We start from the raw sequence: 16,572 nt of genomic DNA, 5'->3' as shown, positions 1-16,572 counted from the left end.
ACGAATGGCCGCCCCGAGGGGCGGCCATTCGCGTAACCGAAACTAGTTGCTGCCCCGCAGGATCGAGATCAGGCGCAGTATCTCGATGTAGAGCCAGATGATCGTCAGCGTGATACCGAAGGCGGCCTTCCAGCCCCAGCGGCTGGGTGCTCCACCATCCACGCCCTGCTTCACCGAGGTGAAGTCGAGCACGAGCGAGTACGCGCCCATGAGGATCGCGATCGGGCCGATGATCAGGCCGAACGGGATGTCAGTGCCGGGGATGGAGGTGCCGTTGATGCCCCACGGGTTGTCGTTGAGGCCGGTCAGCTGGGTGATGAGGTTGACCAGCGACAGCGCAGCGTAGGAGATTCCCGCGATCATGAAGATCTTCGTGGCCTTCTTCGACGCACGAACCTTGCCGCTTGCGAAGAGAGCGAGTGTGACGCCGAAGACGATAGCTGTACCGACGAGCGCCTGGAAGATGATGCCAGGAGCCGTGGCCTCGACGATGCGTGAGAGGCCACCGACGAAGATTCCCTGGGCCACCGCGAAGGCGATGACCAAAGCCGGTGACGGCTGCTTCTTGAAGATGTTGACCAGCGCGAGCACGAAACCGACGATCGCGAACGGTATGGCCAGGACGGGCACCACGAATCCGACCGCCGCCCCGGCGACGACGAAGGCGAGGGTGATGACGGTCTTGAGAATGGTGTTCTCGTAGGTCATGCGCTCGGTGTCTGAAGCACCGCCCGCCGGACGGTTGTAGATCTCCTGGAGCTGCTCAGCGCTGAGCCCGGGCTGCACGGTGGTATTCATCCTGCCGGCAGCAGTTGCCGGGCTCGCGAAAGACTTCGCGCTGAATGCGGGATTGGACATGGCCATTGTTGGTCGTCTCCTTCGGCCTTTCGGCCATCGTTATGTCAAATTTAGCGGATAAGCGTTGAAGATGTGCTGGGTGTCTGTGCGCCTACAGCGATCAGCCTCGCAAGCCACGCCGCACCCACGAACACCGTCATGGAGACGGCCAGCGCCACCGGCATACCCGAGTACTCCATGGTGAACTGGGGGATGACGAAACCGTTCGCGAGCGGCAGCAGCACGGTCAGGTAGCTTCGGGCGGGTCGGTGCCGCACGAGCATCCAGCACAGGTAGGGAATGACGAACATCCATACGGATGCCGGCCCTGTCAGCAGCAGCCAGATCTGCACAGTCGCGGGCACGATCACGAGCATCCTGCGCCAGCCGCGCGCCGGCATGATCGACCAGCCGACGATGTGAGCCGTAGTGCCGATCAATAGCAGCGGGAGGGTCCACGTATTCGAGCCCTGGAGCTGCACGGCGCCGCCGACGATGAGCAGGAGGCCGGCCAAGTAGCGGCCTCGGTAGGTGCCCCAGCGAAGGGACAGCATCGAGGTCGGCTCGCGCCAGAGCGATGCAGCCACAGTCAGCGGAGTGCCGCTGCAGCGGCGAAGAACGAACCGACGGCACCGACGACCGCCAGGACGATGACGAGGAGGGCGGACCGGGGGAGGGTACGGGAGGGGGCGATCACTGACGGCTGCTCCGGCCGGATGGCCCCGGGGATCGACTCTGCCGGTCGAGGTTCTGCCGGTCGAGGTTCTGCCTGTCGAGACTCTGCCCTGACGACCGGAGTTCCGCAGTTGACGCAGTAGTTCCACAGCGGGTCAAGCTCCGTGGAGCACGAGACGCAGGCGGGCATATCCGAATGCTACTCGGGGCCTACCCTTGTGGCGTGGCCCCCCAACGCAGTCTTCTCGTGATCGCCCACCGCGGAGCAAGCGGCTATCGGCCCGAACACAGCCGCGGCGCGTTCGAACTCGCGTTCGAACTCGGCGCGGACGCCATCGAGCCTGACCTGGTGCCAACGAAAGACGGCGTGCTGGTGGTGAGGCACGAGAACGAGATCTCCGGGACGACGGATGTTGCGAAGCACCCCGAATTCGCCCAAAGGCGCACCACGAAGACCGTCGACGGGGTCACCCAGAACGGCTGGTTCACTGAGGATTTCACGTGGGCGGAGCTTCGGTCGCTGCGTGCGGTGGAACGGCTGCCGGGCATCCGGAGCGAGAGCGCCACCTTCGACGGCGTGTTCCCGATCCTCAGGCTCATCGATCTCTTCGGCATCATCGACGCACAGGACCGGCCGGGCGTCATGGTCGCCGAGATCAAGCACGCCACCTACTTCGCGTCGATCGGGTTGCCGATGGATGAGCTGTTCGCCGCCGAGATCACCGGGTGGGCCACCGAAGACAATCTCGTGGTGGAAAGTTTCGAACAGACCGTGCTCGGCCAGATCCGCGGCAGGGGGGTTCCGGGGCGATCGGTGTTCCTGGCCGAGGCATCCGGAGCACCCGCCGACCTGGTCGCGCGCGACGGGAACGACGCGCGATCATATGCCGACCACCTCGAGGTCGCCGGTCTGGGCTGGCTGGCCGAGGAGGTGGATGGGGTGAGCGTCGAGAAGAAGTTGCTCCTGGCCGACACGGGTCGCGCGTTCGTCGATCGTGCACACGACTCGGGGCTCGACGTCTTCACGTGGACCCTTCGGGCTGAGAACCGCTTCCTGGGCGGCGGCTTCCGGCGTGGAACCGATCCCGCCGCGTGGGGCGACTGGCGCGGAGAGTTCAGGCGCATCCTGGACGTGGGCGTGGATGGGGTGTTCGCCGACCAGCCAGACCTCGTGCGTGAGGTGCTCGCAGACTGATGCCAGCCCGGGCGGCAGCAGTCTCCCGTCCCGCCCTTCCCTTTCCCTTACCCAAATGAAGGAGATTTCACCGACAGGGGCCTAGGCAGCAGAAGCCAGCCCCCGACTCGGCCAAAACTCCTTCATTTGGGTAATCGAGCGGGACCTGGGGCGTCAGTGCTGGTCGCCGCGGGCCACCGCGGCCAGCAGGGCGAGCTCTACCTCCGGCCACCGGAACATCACCTGCGCGTAGCTGAACCGCAGCACCCGGTAGCCCAAAGAACTCAGCATGGCGTCCCGGCGGCGGTCAGCCTCGAACCTCTCGGGGCTGGTGTGATACTCGGCACCGTCGACCTCGACCACGAGCTTCGTGCCGACGAGAAAATCGATTCGCCCTACGGTCGGGATGGCGACCTGGCGTCGCAGCGAAATCGGGTGATCCCGCATCCTGAACCAGAACAGTCCTTCGATGCCTGACTCGCAAGTCGAATCGATGCGCAGCAACCACGGTTGGTGCACGACAGGGACTGTGGAGATGAATTCCCTCCACTGCGGCCACAATTCGGGTCGCTGGCGCAGCAGCACCCCGACCAGGGCCGACACGATATCGGCTGGCTGGCACGCGATCAGGTCCCGGATCGCCGCCAGCGGTGGCAGCAGGAGTCGGCCGGTCGCCTCCTGGGTTCGCCAGTGCACGACCACTCCGGATGCTGCGGCGGCCGTAATACGTGTATGGCCGTCGCGGGGCATCCTGAGCCTGCAGGCGTTGCCTGCAACCGAGACATGCAGCCCCGGGTCGGCGACGAGCCCCGCGCCGTGCAGATCGAGTGCGGACAGGCACGTGAGCCGCCCGCCCACCCTGGCGGCCTCCAGAGCGGACGGGTGCACGTCGTGATGCGAGTACCAGCCCTGGCGAACACGCAGGATCGAACCGGATCGGACGGCAGCCGCGATGTCGTGTCGCGAGTGGCCGCGGGCGTGCAGCTCGAACGTGGCGGCGAGCCCACCCAGGGCGGTGACGGATGCTCGCACGGGTGTACTTCGGATCCCGGTGCGGGTCCCAGCAGTGGTCATGGTGCAACTGTCGCGCCGTTCGACTGGCCACTGCCACGGGTTACCGCAGTAGTGGAAAAGCCTCATCCGCTTCCCCAATGAAGGAGATGTCGTCGTCGCGGGCAGTTTTGCGGGGCGCACAGCACGTGAGCGCGGAAAACTCCTTCATTTGGTGAATAGGGAGCGCGGCTCAGGCAGCGGTGACGCTCGAACCACCGGCGTCAGCGGTCGCGCCTAGAATTGCGGGCGATGACTTACCTTCTTGACTCGTTCGAGCAGCCCGGCCGCGCGACAGCTGGCGGGATCGACAACGCCCTGCTCGACGGACTCAATCCCCAGCAGCGTGAGGCCGTCACATACCGCGGGCAGTCGCTGCTGATCGTGGCGGGTGCGGGCTCGGGCAAGACGAGCGTGCTCACCCGTCGCATCGCCGGCCTGCTCCAGACCCGCGAGGCCTGGCCGAGCCAGATCCTCGCGATCACGTTCACGAACAAGGCGGCCGCCGAGATGCGGGAGCGCGTGAAATCTCTCGTCGGGGATGCGGCCGAGGGCATGTGGATCTCGACGTTCCATTCCGCCTGCACGCGCATCCTGCGTCGGCAGGCTGAATCGATGGGCATGAAGCAGAGTTTCACCATCTACGACACCGCCGACCAGCGTGCCCTTCTCAAAAGGATCATCAAGGAGCTCGGCGCAGACACGGTCGGCTTCACCCCCGGCGGGGCGTCGAGTCGCATCTCGAAGCTCAAGAACGAATTGACCGACATCGATGCCTTCGCCCGCAGTGTCAATATGGACGACCCGAAAGAGGCCGGGTTCGTCGAGATCTTCAAGCGGTACACCTCCGCACTTCGCCGGGCGAACGCGCTCGACTTTGACGACATCATCGCCGAGACCGTCTACCTCTTTCGCGCGTTTCCGGATGTTGCCGCGCTCTACCAGCGCCGGTTCCGGCACGTGCTCGTCGATGAGTACCAGGACACGAACCACGCCCAGTACGCGCTCATCCGGGAGTTTGTGAGGGCGGTCGCGCCGCACAACGTGCCTGCAGACACCCGGATGCAGCTCGACCCGAGCGGCGGAATCCCCGGGGCCTCGCTCACCGTCGTGGGCGACAGCGACCAGTCGATCTATGCGTTCCGTGGGGCCGACATCCGCAACATCACCGAGTTCGAACGCGACTTCCCGAACTCGAAGGTGATCCTGCTCGAGCAGAATTACAGGTCGACCCAGAACATCCTCGACGCGGCGAACGCCGTCATCTCGAACAATTTCGATCGCAAAGCGAAGAACCTGTTCACGGTGGTGGGCGCCGGCGAGAAGATCATCGGGTTCACCGGGTATTCCGGCCACGACGAGGCCCAGTTCGTGGCAGACGAGATCGAGTCGCTGCGCTCGGCCGGTGGCAGCCTCAACGACGTGGCCATCTTCGTGCGGACCAACTCGCAGACCCGGCCGCTGGAAGAGATCTTCATCCGCTCAGCGATCCCGTATCGGATCCCCGGGGGTACAAAGTTCTATGAGCGTGCCGAGATCAAGGATGCGATGGCCTACCTGATTCAGGTCGCCAACCCCGACGACGACCTCGCCCTGCGCCGCATCATGAACGTGCCCAAGCGCGGCATCGGCCCTGCCACCGAGGCGGCCATGCAGGCGCATGCGAACCGCATCGGCACGCCGCTTCGGGAGGTGCTCGCGGATGCGGGCCAGCTCGGTCTCGGGCCGAAGGTGACGGCCGCGATCGTCGAGCTCGGCACGATACTGGATGACGCGGGGAGGGTTGCGACGACGGCTGCTCCGCACGACATCCTGACGGACATCCTGAACCGTACCGGCTATCACAAGGCCCTCAAGAGCAGCGGCGATGCGCAGGATGAGGCGCGCGCCGAGAACCTGGAAGAACTGGTCTCGCAGACCAAAGAGTTCACAACGGTCAACCCCGAGGGTTCGCTCATCGACTTCCTGACCGGGGTGGCGCTCTTCGCTGCGGCCGACGAGATCGATGACGAGGACGGCTCGGTGTCGATTATGACCCTGCACACGGCGAAGGGGCTGGAATACGATGCTGTCTTCCTGACCGGTGTCGAGGAAGACCTCCTGCCGCATCGGATGTCGGCCAACGAGCCCGGGGGGTTGCAGGAGGAACGGCGACTGTTCTACGTGGGCATCACCCGTGCGCGTAAGCGCCTGTACATCTCGCTGGCGACCTCCCGAGCCAGCTTCGGCGAGGTGAATGTGGCCATGCCGAGCCGCTACTTGCAGGAGATTCCGGCCGACCTCATCGAGTGGAAACAGTCCGGTGGCAGCGGCGGGTTCCGCCCCGGCGGCCGTGCGCTGAACGCGCGCGGCCCTGCGATGCGCTCCGGCTACTCCCGCGACGAGCTTCCGCCGGCGCCGCCGCGCGTGAAAACCGAGTGGACCAGTGCCGTGACCGGGCTCGTGCGCGACAACGGTGACATGACTCTCGAGGCTGGCGACCGCATCCGGCACACCGATTTCGGCGAGGGCAGGGTGACGGCCGTGACCGGCGAGGGCACCAAGCGCGTCGCCGAGGTGCAGTTCGACATCGCCGGCCGGAAACGGTTGCTGATCAAGATCGCCCCCATCGAGAAGTTGTAACGCGCAGGTCCGGCCTCCGCAGCAGCCTGACCTCCACAGCAGCCTGACCCCCGCAGTAGACCGACAACCCCTGGATGCGATCGAAGCATCGTGTCGCATCTCGTCGCGTACCGGCCACCGTTCGTCGCAATGAGACCACCGCCGACCGCCTCCCGGGGTCACCCTCCTCCGACTGCTCCTATCGTCGAGGGACGCAGTGTCGCGACCTCCAGGAGATCATCATGTCGAAGGCCCCCACCATCCGTTCCCCGAAATCGGGAGGTGACCGATCATTAGATTCACTGCCCCCTCGTTCCGTTGACCAAGTACCGTCCGCGAAGAAGTCGTGGACGCCGCCGAGGATCATCCTGTGGGCGGCGATCGCCCTTCTCGGCGGGGTCTCGTGGACGATGCTCGCCATCGTGCGCGGCGAGACCGTCAATGCCATCTGGTTCGTGTTCGCGGCTCTCTGCTCGTACCTGATCGCCTACCGGTTCTACTCCAAGGTGATCCAGAAGTTCATCACGAAGCCGGATGACACCAGGGCGACCCCCGCGGAGTACAAGGCGGACGGTAAGGACTTCGTCCAGACCGACCGCAGGGTGCTCTTCGGTCATCACTTCGCCGCAATCGCGGGTGCCGGCCCCCTCGTCGGGCCGGTTCTCGCCGTACAGATGGGATTCCTGCCCGGAACCGTCTGGATCATCGTCGGCGTGATCTTCGCCGGCGCAGTGCAGGACTACCTCGTGCTCTTCTTCTCGACCCGTCGTGGCGGCCGCTCGCTGGGCCAGATGGCGCGGGACGAACTGGGCAAGGTCGGTGGTACCGCTGCGATCGTGGCCTCACTGCTCATCATGATCATCATCATCGCGATTCTCGCGCTCGTGGTCGTCAACGCCCTGGCCGAGAGCCCATGGGGCGTGTTCAGCGTCGGCATGACCATCCCGATCGCCCTCTTCATGGGCGTGTACCTGCGCTTCCTCCGCCCAGGCCGCATCACCGAGGTCTCGATCATCGGGTTCGTGCTGCTGATGCTCGCCATCGTCGGTGGTGGATGGGTCGGCGAGACCGACTGGGGCGTCGCGATCTTCACCCTCGACCGCACCACGCTCGCGTGGGCGCTCATCATCTATGGCTTCATCGCCGCGGTGCTCCCTGTCTGGCTGCTGCTCGCCCCCCGCGACTACCTCTCGACCTTCATGAAGATCGGTGTGATCGGCCTCCTGGCTGCCGCCATCGTCATCGTGAGGCCCGAGATCTCGGTCCCTGCGTTCAGCAAGTTCGCCAGTGGTGAGACCGGCCCCGTCGTTCCCGGAACGCTGTTCCCCTTCCTGTTCGTGACGATCGCCTGCGGTGCGTTATCCGGATTCCACGCGCTCATCGCCTCGGGAACGACACCGAAGCTGCTGCAGAAGGAACGCCAGTCGCGATTCATCGGCTACGGCGGCATGCTCATGGAGTCGATGGTGGCCGTCATGGCGCTCGTCGCGGCAGTCACGCTCGACCAGGGCATCTACTACGCCATGAACTCGTCGGCCGCGGCCACGGGTGGCACGGTCGAAGGTGCGGTCGCCTGGGTCAACTCGCTCGGGCTCACGGGCGTCAACCTCACGCCGGATCAACTCACGCAAACCGCCAACGATGTCGGCGAGGCATCCATCGTCTCCCGCACCGGTGGTGCGCCGACACTCGCGCTCGGACTCGCGAACGTCATGCACCAACTCATCGGTGGAACCGGGATGATGTCGTTCTGGTACCACTTCGCGATCATGTTCGAGGCGCTCTTCATCCTGACGGCCGTTGATGCCGGAACCCGCGTCTCGCGTTTCCAGCTGCAGGACACGATCGGCAACATCGTCCCCGCCTTCAGGAACACGTCATGGCGACCCGGCGTCTTCATCTCGACGGCCATCATGGTCGCGGGATGGGGGGCGATCCTGCTCATGGGTGTCACCGATCCGCTCGGCGGAATCAACACCCTGTTCCCCCTGTTCGGCATCGCGAACCAGCTGCTGGCGGCGATCGCGCTCGCCGTGTGCCTGGCGATCATCGCCAAGAACAACAACTTCAGGTGGCTCTGGGTGGTTGCCGTCCCGCTCGCGTTCGTCGCCGTCATCACCATTTCGGCCTCGTTCCTGAAAATCTTCTCGCCGGTGACCGCGGTCGGCTACTGGGCCAACCACGTCGCCTTCCGCGATGCACTCGCCGCAGGGGAGACAACCCTGGGCACGGCGCAGACCGTGGAAGCGATGGAGGCGGTGGTGCGCAACACCTTCATCCAGGGCACGCTCTCGATCATCTTCGTCACGCTCGCGATCATCGTGATTGCTACCGCGATCGTCGCGACCGTGCGGTCGTACCGATCGGGCGGCGGCGTCAGTTCGGAAGATCCGAGGGTGGAGTCGCGCGTCTTCGCGCCGAGCGGGCTGACCGCAACGGCCGAGGAGAAGGAGATCCAGAAGCAGTGGGATGCCCTTCCTGCGGCCCAGCGACCCACCGCCGGACACTGATATGGCTGGCAGCATCGTGACGGGCACGGTGCCAGCTCTCGCGGGCTGGGCGGGCCGCGGCGCTCGCAGCATCCGTTGGTACGTGACGTCGCTCATGGGTGATCGCGCCTACGAGATCTACGTCGCCCATCTGGCGGTGGAGCATCCCGGCGAGCCGCCACTGTCGGAGCGCGAGTTCTGGGTGCAGCGATACCGGGAACAGGAGGCGACTCCGGGGGCTCGGTGCTGCTGAGCCTGCACGTGGCTAGGCTTCACCCATGGGCACATCGACGCTGATCGCCGCGATCGCGGGCGCGCTGGTCGGTGGCTTCCTCACTCTCGCGGTGGTCGCGGCCCTCAGGTTTGCTCGCGGTTCGCGTGAGCTCGGCAGCGATGGCGAGCAGGCGACCTACCGCACACTGCACCTCGCATCCCGCGCCGCGGAGAACCTGCGCGGCGGGCTTGCCGACGAGGGTGCGGTGCGTGCTGCCCGTCACCTGCGCACACTGCTGGCCTGCGACATCCTCGCGATCGCGGATGCCCGGGGTGCAGTCGCGATAGACGGCCCGGGTGAGTCGTTGCGGGAGTTCGTGGCCTCCGTGGTCGCGGAACCCTTCGACGGTGCTCGCACCAGGGTGTTGCCGGTTCCCGTGGAGGCGAGGGTCACAACTCCCTGGGCGATCGCCGCACCGATCATCGTCGACGGAGCGGTGGCCGGGGTGGTGATCGCTTTCGCGGCGTCACGTCATGCGCCCATGGTCCGCGCAACGGGAGAGGTCGCGGGGTGGGTCACGGCCCAGCTGCGACTCGGTGACCTCGAAGCATCCCGCACGGCGCTGGCCGAGGCCGAGTTGCGTTCGCTCCGGTCGCAGATCAGCCCGCATTTCATCTATAACGCCCTCAACGCGATCGCCTCGTTCATCATCACCGATCCGCCGACAGCCCGGGAGCTGGTCATCGAGTTCGCCGACTTCACGCGGTATTCGTTCCGGCGGGCCGGGGACTTCACGACGGTTGCGGAAGAGCTGCGGAGCATCCATTCATATCTCGTGCTGGAGCGGGCACGATTCGGTGATCGGCTGGAGGTGATGCTGCGGATCGCACCCGAGACCCTCTCGGCCGTGATCCCCTTCCTGTCGATACAGCCGCTCGTGGAGAACTCGGTGCGTCACGGGCTGGAGGCCAGGGAACGAGGCGGCCGGATCACGATCAGCGCTGAGGAGATCGGGGCGAACGTGCAGATCGTCGTCGAAGACAATGGGGTGGGCATAGACCCGGACTGGCTCGAATCGCACCTGGGCCACTCGACGGGTCGACGCGACGATGGCGGGGACGACCATGTCGGCCTGCGCAATGTGGACACGAGGCTGCGTCGGATGTACGGCGAAGAATACGGGCTGGTGATCGAGACGAACATCGGTGCTGGCACCCTCATCAGGATGAGTGTGCCGAGATCCCAGCCCATGCACGACGCGGAATTCACTGCGGACTCGATGACGGGACCGACGCCATGATCGATGTGCTCATCGCCGATGACGAGGAGCCCGCCCTCGATGCCCTCGAGTTCCTTCTCCGCCAGGATCCGCGCATCGCCCTGATCCGACGCGCCAACACCGGGGCCGAGGCCCTGGGGATTCTCACCAGCGAGAAGGTGGATGCCGCGTTGCTCGACATCCATATGCCCGGCCTGTCGGGCTTCGACCTGGCCCGGGCGACCAACCTGTTCGCCTCACCTCCACTGATCGTCTTCGTGACAGCGGATGAGGAGACGGCGGTCGACGCGTTCGACCTGGATGCCACCGACTTCCTGCTGAAGCCGGTGCGCCAGAAGCGACTCGAGCGGGCAGTCTCCCGCATCGAGGCCGCCCTGTCGCCGGGCCGACTCTCGCCGCAGGACGACCAGGTCATCACGGTCATCCGCGGAGCGACGATCCGGCGCATCCGGCGCAGCGATGTTCGTTACGTGCAGGCGCAGGGAGACTACGCGCGCCTGCACACGGAAGATGACAGTTATATCGTGCGCGTTACGATCACCGAGCTCGGCGACCAGTGGGCCGGGTCGGGCTTCCTTCGAATTCACCGGTCGTTCCTGGTAGCTCTCGACTCGATCTCGAGCGTGCGGGTCGGGTCGAACCCGGTGGTCACGGTGGGAGGGGTCGACCTGCCCGTGAGTCGGCGACTGCTTCCCGCGGTTCGCGATGCCTTCGAGGCGAGGGGTGGGCGCGCGTGACGGTCGAGCCGCCGCCGCAACCGCCGCAACCGCCGCCGCAACCGCCGCAACCGCCGCTGCTGCCGCGCAGGCGAGTCACGGCGGCGCGGCCCACCACGGCCGGTCGGCCGATGGGCCCTGGAGTCGATCCGGGGATCACTGACGCCAGCGCGGTGTATCTCGGCACGCTCATCCGCGCCCAGCTCAGGCTGGCGATCACCCTGGCGACCGGTTTCGTCGTTACTCTCGCCGCGGCCTCCATCGCCATCGCCACCATCCCGGTGCTGCAATCGGAGACGGTCTTCGGCGTGCCGTGGTCGTGGGCGCTGCAGGCATACGGGATGTACCCACTCGTGGTGCTGTTCGCACTCGTGTACGTGCGCGCGGCGCGCAGGAACGAACAGCGCTATCGCAGCCTCGAGCCGCGCCGGTGAACCCCGTGCTGTCGGTGGCGGCCATCGCCTTCGTCGTGCTGGCCACGGTCATCATCGGATTCTTCGGTTTGCGGATCTCCCGCACCACTGACGATTTCCTGGTCGCGTCCCGCACGGTTCGACCGTGGTGGAATGCCTCGGCCATCAGTGGCGAGTATCTCTCCGCGGCCACGTTTTTGGGTCTCGCGGGCCTCATCCTCCTGGCGGGCAGCAGCGCGTTCTGGTTCCCGATCGGCTACAGCGCCGGATATCTCGCCCTGTTGCTGTTCGTGGCGGCACCGTTACGCCGCAGCGGGGCCCGCACGATTCCCGACTTCTTCGACGCACGACTCGACTCTGCGGGTGTGCGGCGACTCACGAGCGTGCTCGTGGTGCTCATCGCATGGCTGTACATCGTGCCGCAGTTCCATGGTGCAGCCCTCGCGATCAATGTGGTGCTCGGGCTGCCCCCGTGGGTCGGCGCGGTGGGGGTCGCGGTGCTCGTCGCCGTCATCGTCGCCGCGGGAGGGATGCGTTCGATCACCTTCGTGCAGGGTTTCCACTACTGGCTCAAGCTCACTGCACTGACGGTGCCCGTGGTGTTCCTGCTCATCGTCACCTCCGGCTCCGAAGGCAGCATCGACCCCACCGTCGTGTTTCCCGTCGAGGCGGGCCCCGCGAACCAGGACGTCTACCGCACCGTGTCGCTGCTTCTGGCCCTGCTGCTCGGCACGATGGGCCTGCCGCACGTGCTTGTGCGTTTCTATACGAGCCCGACCGGTGGCTCGGCTCGGCGTACGACCGTCATCGTCATCGTGATGATCAGTGTGTTCTACATGGTGTCGAGCACGATGGGGCTCATCGCCCGTCGCTTCGCCGGTGACCTCGCGAGCCCGGCAACCGCCGACTCGGTGGTGCTGCTGCTGCCGTCCCGACTCATCCCCGGCGTCGGCGGGCAGCTGTTGACCGCGCTGATCATCGCCGGCGCGTTTGCCGCGTTCATCGCCACGGCATCCGGTCTCGTCGTCTCCATCGCGGGCGTCGTCAGCCAGGAGGTGCTCGGCGGCGGTGTGCGCGCCTTCAGGATCTCGGCTCTCGCCAGCGTCGTCGTGCCGTTGCTGTTCACCTTCGTGACGGTGCCGAACGGGTTGACCTCGAGCGTCGGGCTCGTCTTCCTGGTCGCCGCGTCGAGCCTGTCACCGGTGCTGTTGCTGGGGGTGTGGTGGCGGGGGCTCACGGCGCACGGTGCGATTGCCGGGATGCTCACCGGCAGCGGATCCGTGACCCTCGCACTCGTCGTGACGGCCTTCGGCTCGGTCAGCGATCCGATCCTGGAAGCCGCCCTAGCCCAGCCGGCCGCGTGGATCATTCCTCTGGCGACGGCCACCACCGTGCTCGTGTCGCTGGGCAGGCGCCGGCACCATTCGCATCACGTCGATCGATTCTTCCTGCGGTTGCACGCGCCGGAACGATGACCCGGCCGGGCGATCAGGCCAACTCCGCGCTCCTCCTGAAGGTGGCCAGGTACCGACGACTCGGGGCATGCCGAATCCACTGCGGGAGGCGCGGATAGACGGTGCGCGTGAATCTCACGAGACGTCTGTACCGGCGCTCGTTGAAGTCGAGGCCGAACGCTTCGCGCAGCGCGGGGGTGAGGAGTCCCGCGGTGAACAGCCTCACCGCGGGCATGGCGGCGTGCATCCACCATGGCGCTGTCGATGGATGAAGCAACTCATCGGCAACACGCCTGGCGACGTCGTCCACCCGAAGTGCGGCCTCGGCGTCGGCCCAGTAGCGCGCGAAAGACGCAGGATTCTCGGGCCACACCGACCGCGGAACCCCGAGTGCGGTCGCGATCACCGAGTAGTCCGCGAGCAGCGACTCGGCGTCAGCTGCTGACAGTGCACCGAAGACGAGTTCTCGCACGCACATCGCGGTGTCGTAGAGGGTGGCAGCCACCCAGAGCTGCAGCTGGTCGTCGCGCGCGTCGTATTGCACGGCGTCGCCCGGTTCGGAGCGCACGGGTGCGTGGGCGGCGCCCACCATCTTCGCGACCCTGCGCGCTTCATCCGGGGTGCCATAGACGATCACATAGAGATAGGTGAGGGTGCCGTGAAGGCGATCGAGAGGCCGGTTCGCGAAGTCGCTGTGCGCGGCAACGCCGTGCCCGACTCCGGGGTTCGCGAGCTGCAACAGGATGGCGCGGGCACCGCCGGCCAGCAGCAGGGCTTCGGCCGAGACATCCGTAATCCGCAGCGGTGACGGCTGGGCTGCTGGCATCTCACCATTCTGCCGCGCCGGTACCCGCGACGCGGCACCCCGTCTCGCGAAACGCAAACCCCTCGGACACCTGCTGCGGGCGCGCGCAGGACCCGCCTCCCGAAAGTTCTGCAGAACTTTAGGCCCGCTCAGAGGAACCACGAACGCAGCGGTGCAGCAGAGTGAGTAGTCTGGTGCTTGGCCAAAGTGTCTTGATGTCGAGTTAGTTCGGCAGAGAGCACGTGCCTTTCAACTGAAACCGACGCGCGATTGCGAGAGTTACGTGGACCTTTTCGAGTACCAGGCTCGGGACCTTTTCGAAGCCTATGGAGTGCCTGTACTTGCCGGCATCATTGCCGACACCCCGGCCGAGGCAAGGGCGGCGGCCGAGAAGATCGGCGGCACCGTCGTCGTCAAGGCGCAGGTGAAGGCCGGAGGTCGCGGCAAGGCCGGCGGCGTCAAGGTCGTGCATAATCCTGAGGATGCCGCCACCGCCGCCGAGGCCATTCTCGGCCTCGAGATCAAGGGGCTGACTGTCAATCGCGTCATGGTCGCAGCAGGCGCTCGCATCGCACAGGAGTTCTACTTCTCCGTGCTGCTCGACCGGGCCAACCGTTCGTACCTCTCGCTGTGCAGCGTCGAGGGCGGTATGGAGATCGAGGAACTCGCGGTTGAGCGTCCAGATGCTCTCGCGAAAATCGAGGTCAACCCCCTCGACGGCATCGACCTCGCAAAGGCGACCGAGATCGCCCTCGCGGGTGGCTTCGATACCGAGCTGGCCGACAAGGTCGCGCCTGTGCTCGTCAAGCTCTACGACGTCTTCAAGGGTGAGGATGCGACCCTCGTCGAGGTCAACCCGCTGGTACTGACCGAAGACGGCCAGATCCTGGCCCTCGACGGCAAGGTCACCCTCGACGAGAACGCCGAGTTCCGTCACCCCAACCACGAGGCGCTCGAGGATGCAGCGGCGGCGGATCCGCTCGAGGCCAAGGCGAAGGCTGCCGGCCTCAACTACGTCAAGCTCGACGGCGAGGTCGGAATCATCGGCAACGGGGCGGGGCTCGTCATGTCCACCCTCGATGTGGTCAGCTACGCGGGCGAGAAGCACGGCGGCGTGCGACCCGCCAACTTCCTCGACATCGGTGGCGGGGCATCCGCTGAGGTCATGGCCGCCGGCCTCGACGTCATCCTCGGCGACCCGCAGGTGAAGAGCGTGTTCGTGAACGTTTTCGGCGGCATCACCGCGTGTGACGCTGTCGCGAACGGCATCGTCGGTGCGCTCAAGGTTCTGGGTGACACCGCAACCAAACCGCTGGTCGTGCGACTGGATGGCAATAAGGTCGACGAGGGCCGAGCCATCCTGACCGCAGCAGGCAACCCGCTGGTCACTCTGGCGGACACTATGGACGAGGGCGCCGATAAGGCCGCCGAGCTGGCTTCGAAGTAAGGGCAACGGAATAATGTCGATCTTCCTCAATAAGGATTCCAGGGTCATCGTGCAGGGCATCACCGGCGGTGAAGGCACCAAGCACACGGCGCTCATGCTGAAGGCGGGCACCCAGGTCGTCGGTGGCGTCAACGCTCGCAAGGCCGGCACCACTGTGGTGCACGACGGCGGCATCGAGCTTCCCGTCTTCGGCACCGTTGCCGAGGCGATGGATGCCACATCCGCTGATGTCTCGATCGTGTTCGTCCCTCCCGCTTTCGCCAAGGACGCCGTGGTCGAGGCCATCGAGGCGGGCATTGGGCTCGTCGTGGTCATCACCGAGGGAATCCCCGTGCAGGACTCCGCCGAATTCTGGGCTCTCGCCAAGAGCAAGGGTGGCAAGACCCGCATCATCGGGCCCAACTGCCCCGGCATCATCACCCCGGGGGAGTCCCTCGTCGGCATCACCCCGGCCACGATCACGGGCAAGGGACCGGTCGGGCTCGTCTCGAAGTCGGGCACCCTGACCTACCAAATGATGTACGAGCTGCGCGACCTCGGGTTCTCGACCGCGATCGGCATCGGCGGTGACCCGATCGTGGGCACCACCCACATCGACGCTCTCGAAGCCTTCGAGGCCGACCCCGAAACGAAGGCGATCGTGATGATCGGCGAGATCGGTGGCGACGCCGAAGAGCGCGCAGCCGACTACATCAAGGCCAACCTGACCAAGCCGGTCGTCGCGTACGTCGCGGGCTTCACTGCCCCCGAGGGTAAGACGATGGGCCACGCTGGAGCAATCGTCTCCGCAGGCGCTGGCACGGCCCAGGGCAAGAAGGAGGCCCTCGAGGCCGCCGGTGTTAGCGTCGGCAAGACGCCGAGCGAGACCGCAACCCTGCTGCGCGCGGTGCTCGCGGCCCTGTAGAACAGCTCGCAGCGCTGCAATCGTCTTTTAGCCCCGGATGGCCCGCTTCGGCGGGCCATCCGACGTTAACACGTCAGTTCTGTGGAGCGTACGGGTCTTTCGAATAGTCAGGCAATTCCTGAAGCGTCCAGGTATTGCCGTCCGGATCGTTGAAGCGCACGAAGCGTCCCCAGGCCTGCTCATCGACGCCGTGCACATCCACCCCCTGCGAGTTGAGGTGGGCGAGTGCGTCGTCGGCGTTGGGAATGACGACCTGGATCGAGTTCTGGGTTCCCGGTGTCATCTCCGTGATCCCTTCCCCCAGGGCGATGGAGCACGCCGAGCCCGGAGGGGTGAGCTGCACGAAACGCAGCCCCTCCTCTACCTGCTGGTCGCAGTCGAGCACGAAGCCGATGTTCACATAGAAGTCGCGCGCCCGGTCGATGTCGCTGACCGGGATAAAGACGAGTTCGATCTTCCAGTCCATGATCCAGCCTCTCCTTTAGCGTGATACCAGCACTTTAGGACCCGCTAC

The 16,572-nt window shown here is 65.8% G+C and carries 16 protein-coding genes; 10 read left to right on the top strand and 6 right to left on the bottom strand.

What is annotated here, in order from left to right:
• Positions 1 to 42 precede the first annotated feature (42 nt).
• The 3 genes from IEW81_RS04800 to IEW81_RS04790 are packed head-to-tail and all read right to left on the bottom strand — an operon-like array spanning position 43 to position 1,702.
• Positions 43 to 864: a Bax inhibitor-1/YccA family protein gene (locus IEW81_RS04800; protein ID WP_097060213.1), complete on the bottom strand. Its 822-nt coding sequence runs from the start codon at positions 862 to 864 to the stop codon at positions 43 to 45.
• A 44-nt stretch (positions 865 to 908) separates the two neighbouring features.
• Positions 909 to 1,424, bottom strand: coding sequence for a hypothetical protein (locus IEW81_RS04795; protein WP_097060214.1), 516 nt, complete (start codon positions 1,422 to 1,424; stop codon positions 909 to 911).
• Positions 1,425 to 1,426: 2 nt separating this feature from the next.
• Positions 1,427 to 1,702 carry a hypothetical protein gene (locus IEW81_RS04790; protein ID WP_143544644.1) on the bottom strand — a complete coding sequence of 92 codons (276 nt, stop codon included), beginning with the start codon at positions 1,700 to 1,702 and terminating at the stop codon, positions 1,427 to 1,429.
• A gap of 33 nt (positions 1,703 to 1,735) precedes the next feature.
• On the opposite strand from IEW81_RS04790, the gene IEW81_RS04785 reads away from it, so the two are divergent.
• Positions 1,736 to 2,707, top strand: coding sequence for a glycerophosphodiester phosphodiesterase family protein (locus IEW81_RS04785; RefSeq protein ID WP_373285370.1), 972 nt, complete (start codon positions 1,736 to 1,738; stop codon positions 2,705 to 2,707).
• A gap of 153 nt (positions 2,708 to 2,860) precedes the next feature.
• Here IEW81_RS04785 and IEW81_RS04780 read toward each other — a convergent pair whose 3' ends face one another.
• The gene (locus IEW81_RS04780; RefSeq protein ID WP_179691800.1) at positions 2,861 to 3,760 is read right to left on the bottom strand and encodes an endonuclease domain-containing protein; all 900 of its coding nucleotides are present in this window, start codon (positions 3,758 to 3,760) and stop codon (positions 2,861 to 2,863) included.
• Between the two features lie 228 nt (positions 3,761 to 3,988).
• Here IEW81_RS04780 and IEW81_RS04775 point away from each other — a divergent pair, with 228 nt between their 5' ends.
• The 7 genes from IEW81_RS04775 to IEW81_RS04745 all read left to right on the top strand — a co-directional run bounded on the left by IEW81_RS04775 (position 3,989) and on the right by IEW81_RS04745 (position 12,923).
• Entirely contained in the window at positions 3,989 to 6,358 is a 2,370-nt protein-coding gene (locus tag IEW81_RS04775; protein ID WP_097060217.1) for an ATP-dependent helicase, read from the top strand.
• A 221-nt stretch (positions 6,359 to 6,579) separates the two neighbouring features.
• Positions 6,580 to 8,847: a carbon starvation CstA family protein gene (locus IEW81_RS04770; protein ID WP_097060218.1), complete on the top strand. Its 2,268-nt coding sequence runs from the start codon at positions 6,580 to 6,582 to the stop codon at positions 8,845 to 8,847.
• Between the two features lies 1 nt (position 8,848).
• Entirely contained in the window at positions 8,849 to 9,079 is a 231-nt protein-coding gene (locus IEW81_RS04765; protein WP_097060219.1) for a YbdD/YjiX family protein, read from the top strand.
• A gap of 25 nt (positions 9,080 to 9,104) precedes the next feature.
• Positions 9,105 to 10,340, top strand: a complete 1,236-nt coding sequence (locus IEW81_RS04760; RefSeq protein ID WP_097060220.1) for a sensor histidine kinase — start codon at positions 9,105 to 9,107, stop codon at positions 10,338 to 10,340.
• Positions 10,337 to 11,056, top strand: coding sequence for a LytR/AlgR family response regulator transcription factor (locus IEW81_RS04755; RefSeq protein ID WP_097060221.1), 720 nt, complete (start codon positions 10,337 to 10,339; stop codon positions 11,054 to 11,056). Before IEW81_RS04760 ends, IEW81_RS04755 begins: the two co-directional genes overlap by 4 nt.
• A 110-nt stretch (positions 11,057 to 11,166) precedes the next feature.
• Positions 11,167 to 11,469, top strand: coding sequence for a heavy metal transporter (locus IEW81_RS04750; RefSeq protein WP_229671242.1), 303 nt, complete (start codon positions 11,167 to 11,169; stop codon positions 11,467 to 11,469).
• Positions 11,466 to 12,923, top strand: a complete 1,458-nt coding sequence (locus tag IEW81_RS04745) for a sodium/solute symporter (protein WP_097060223.1) — start codon at positions 11,466 to 11,468, stop codon at positions 12,921 to 12,923. Before IEW81_RS04750 ends, IEW81_RS04745 begins: the two co-directional genes overlap by 4 nt.
• A 13-nt stretch (positions 12,924 to 12,936) precedes the next feature.
• Here IEW81_RS04745 and IEW81_RS04740 read toward each other — a convergent pair whose 3' ends face one another.
• Positions 12,937 to 13,728, bottom strand: coding sequence for an oxygenase MpaB family protein (locus tag IEW81_RS04740; RefSeq protein ID WP_097060224.1), 792 nt, complete (start codon positions 13,726 to 13,728; stop codon positions 12,937 to 12,939).
• Positions 13,729 to 13,990: 262 nt separating this feature from the next.
• Here IEW81_RS04740 and sucC point away from each other — a divergent pair, with 262 nt between their 5' ends.
• Positions 13,991 to 15,154, top strand: a complete 1,164-nt coding sequence (sucC, locus tag IEW81_RS04735; RefSeq protein WP_097060225.1) for an ADP-forming succinate--CoA ligase subunit beta — start codon at positions 13,991 to 13,993, stop codon at positions 15,152 to 15,154.
• A gap of 13 nt (positions 15,155 to 15,167) precedes the next feature.
• Positions 15,168 to 16,058: a succinate--CoA ligase subunit alpha gene (sucD, locus tag IEW81_RS04730; RefSeq protein ID WP_097060226.1), complete on the top strand. Its 891-nt coding sequence runs from the start codon at positions 15,168 to 15,170 to the stop codon at positions 16,056 to 16,058.
• Positions 16,059 to 16,131: 73 nt separating this feature from the next.
• On the opposite strand, the gene IEW81_RS04725 is transcribed toward sucD, so the two are convergent.
• The gene (locus IEW81_RS04725; RefSeq protein ID WP_097060227.1) at positions 16,132 to 16,524 is read right to left on the bottom strand and encodes a VOC family protein; all 393 of its coding nucleotides are present in this window, start codon (positions 16,522 to 16,524) and stop codon (positions 16,132 to 16,134) included.
• Between the last annotated feature and the right edge of the window lie 48 nt (positions 16,525 to 16,572).

This window comes from Salinibacterium xinjiangense, assembly GCF_014645015.1.
GTDB lineage: Bacteria > Actinomycetota > Actinomycetes > Actinomycetales > Microbacteriaceae > Rhodoglobus > Rhodoglobus xinjiangensis.
The sequence above is the reverse complement of the archived record's forward strand: the minus strand, read 5'-3'. Positions and strand labels throughout refer to the sequence as shown.

Bases quoted from the DNA above. Each gene is read 5' to 3' on its own strand.
- IEW81_RS04770 (WP_097060218.1), top strand. From the start codon at position 6,580: ATGTCGAAGGCCCCCACCATCCGTTCCCCGAAATCGGGAGGTGACCGA.
- IEW81_RS04725 (WP_097060227.1), bottom strand. From the start codon at position 16,524: ATGGACTGGAAGATCGAACTCGTCTTTATCCCGGTCAGCGACATCGAC.
- IEW81_RS04800 (WP_097060213.1), bottom strand. From the start codon at position 864: ATGGCCATGTCCAATCCCGCATTCAGCGCGAAGTCTTTCGCGAGCCCG.
- IEW81_RS04750 (WP_229671242.1), top strand. From the start codon at position 11,167: ATGGGCCCTGGAGTCGATCCGGGGATCACTGACGCCAGCGCGGTGTAT.
- IEW81_RS04755 (WP_097060221.1), top strand. From the start codon at position 10,337: ATGATCGATGTGCTCATCGCCGATGACGAGGAGCCCGCCCTCGATGCC.
- IEW81_RS04740 (WP_097060224.1), bottom strand. From the start codon at position 13,728: ATGCCAGCAGCCCAGCCGTCACCGCTGCGGATTACGGATGTCTCGGCC.
- IEW81_RS04775 (WP_097060217.1), top strand. From the start codon at position 3,989: ATGACTTACCTTCTTGACTCGTTCGAGCAGCCCGGCCGCGCGACAGCT.
- sucD (WP_097060226.1), top strand. From the start codon at position 15,168: ATGTCGATCTTCCTCAATAAGGATTCCAGGGTCATCGTGCAGGGCATC.
- IEW81_RS04790 (WP_143544644.1), bottom strand. From the start codon at position 1,702: ATGCCCGCCTGCGTCTCGTGCTCCACGGAGCTTGACCCGCTGTGGAAC.
- IEW81_RS04765 (WP_097060219.1), top strand. From the start codon at position 8,849: ATGGCTGGCAGCATCGTGACGGGCACGGTGCCAGCTCTCGCGGGCTGG.
- IEW81_RS04780 (WP_179691800.1), bottom strand. From the start codon at position 3,760: ATGACCACTGCTGGGACCCGCACCGGGATCCGAAGTACACCCGTGCGA.
- IEW81_RS04760 (WP_097060220.1), top strand. From the start codon at position 9,105: ATGGGCACATCGACGCTGATCGCCGCGATCGCGGGCGCGCTGGTCGGT.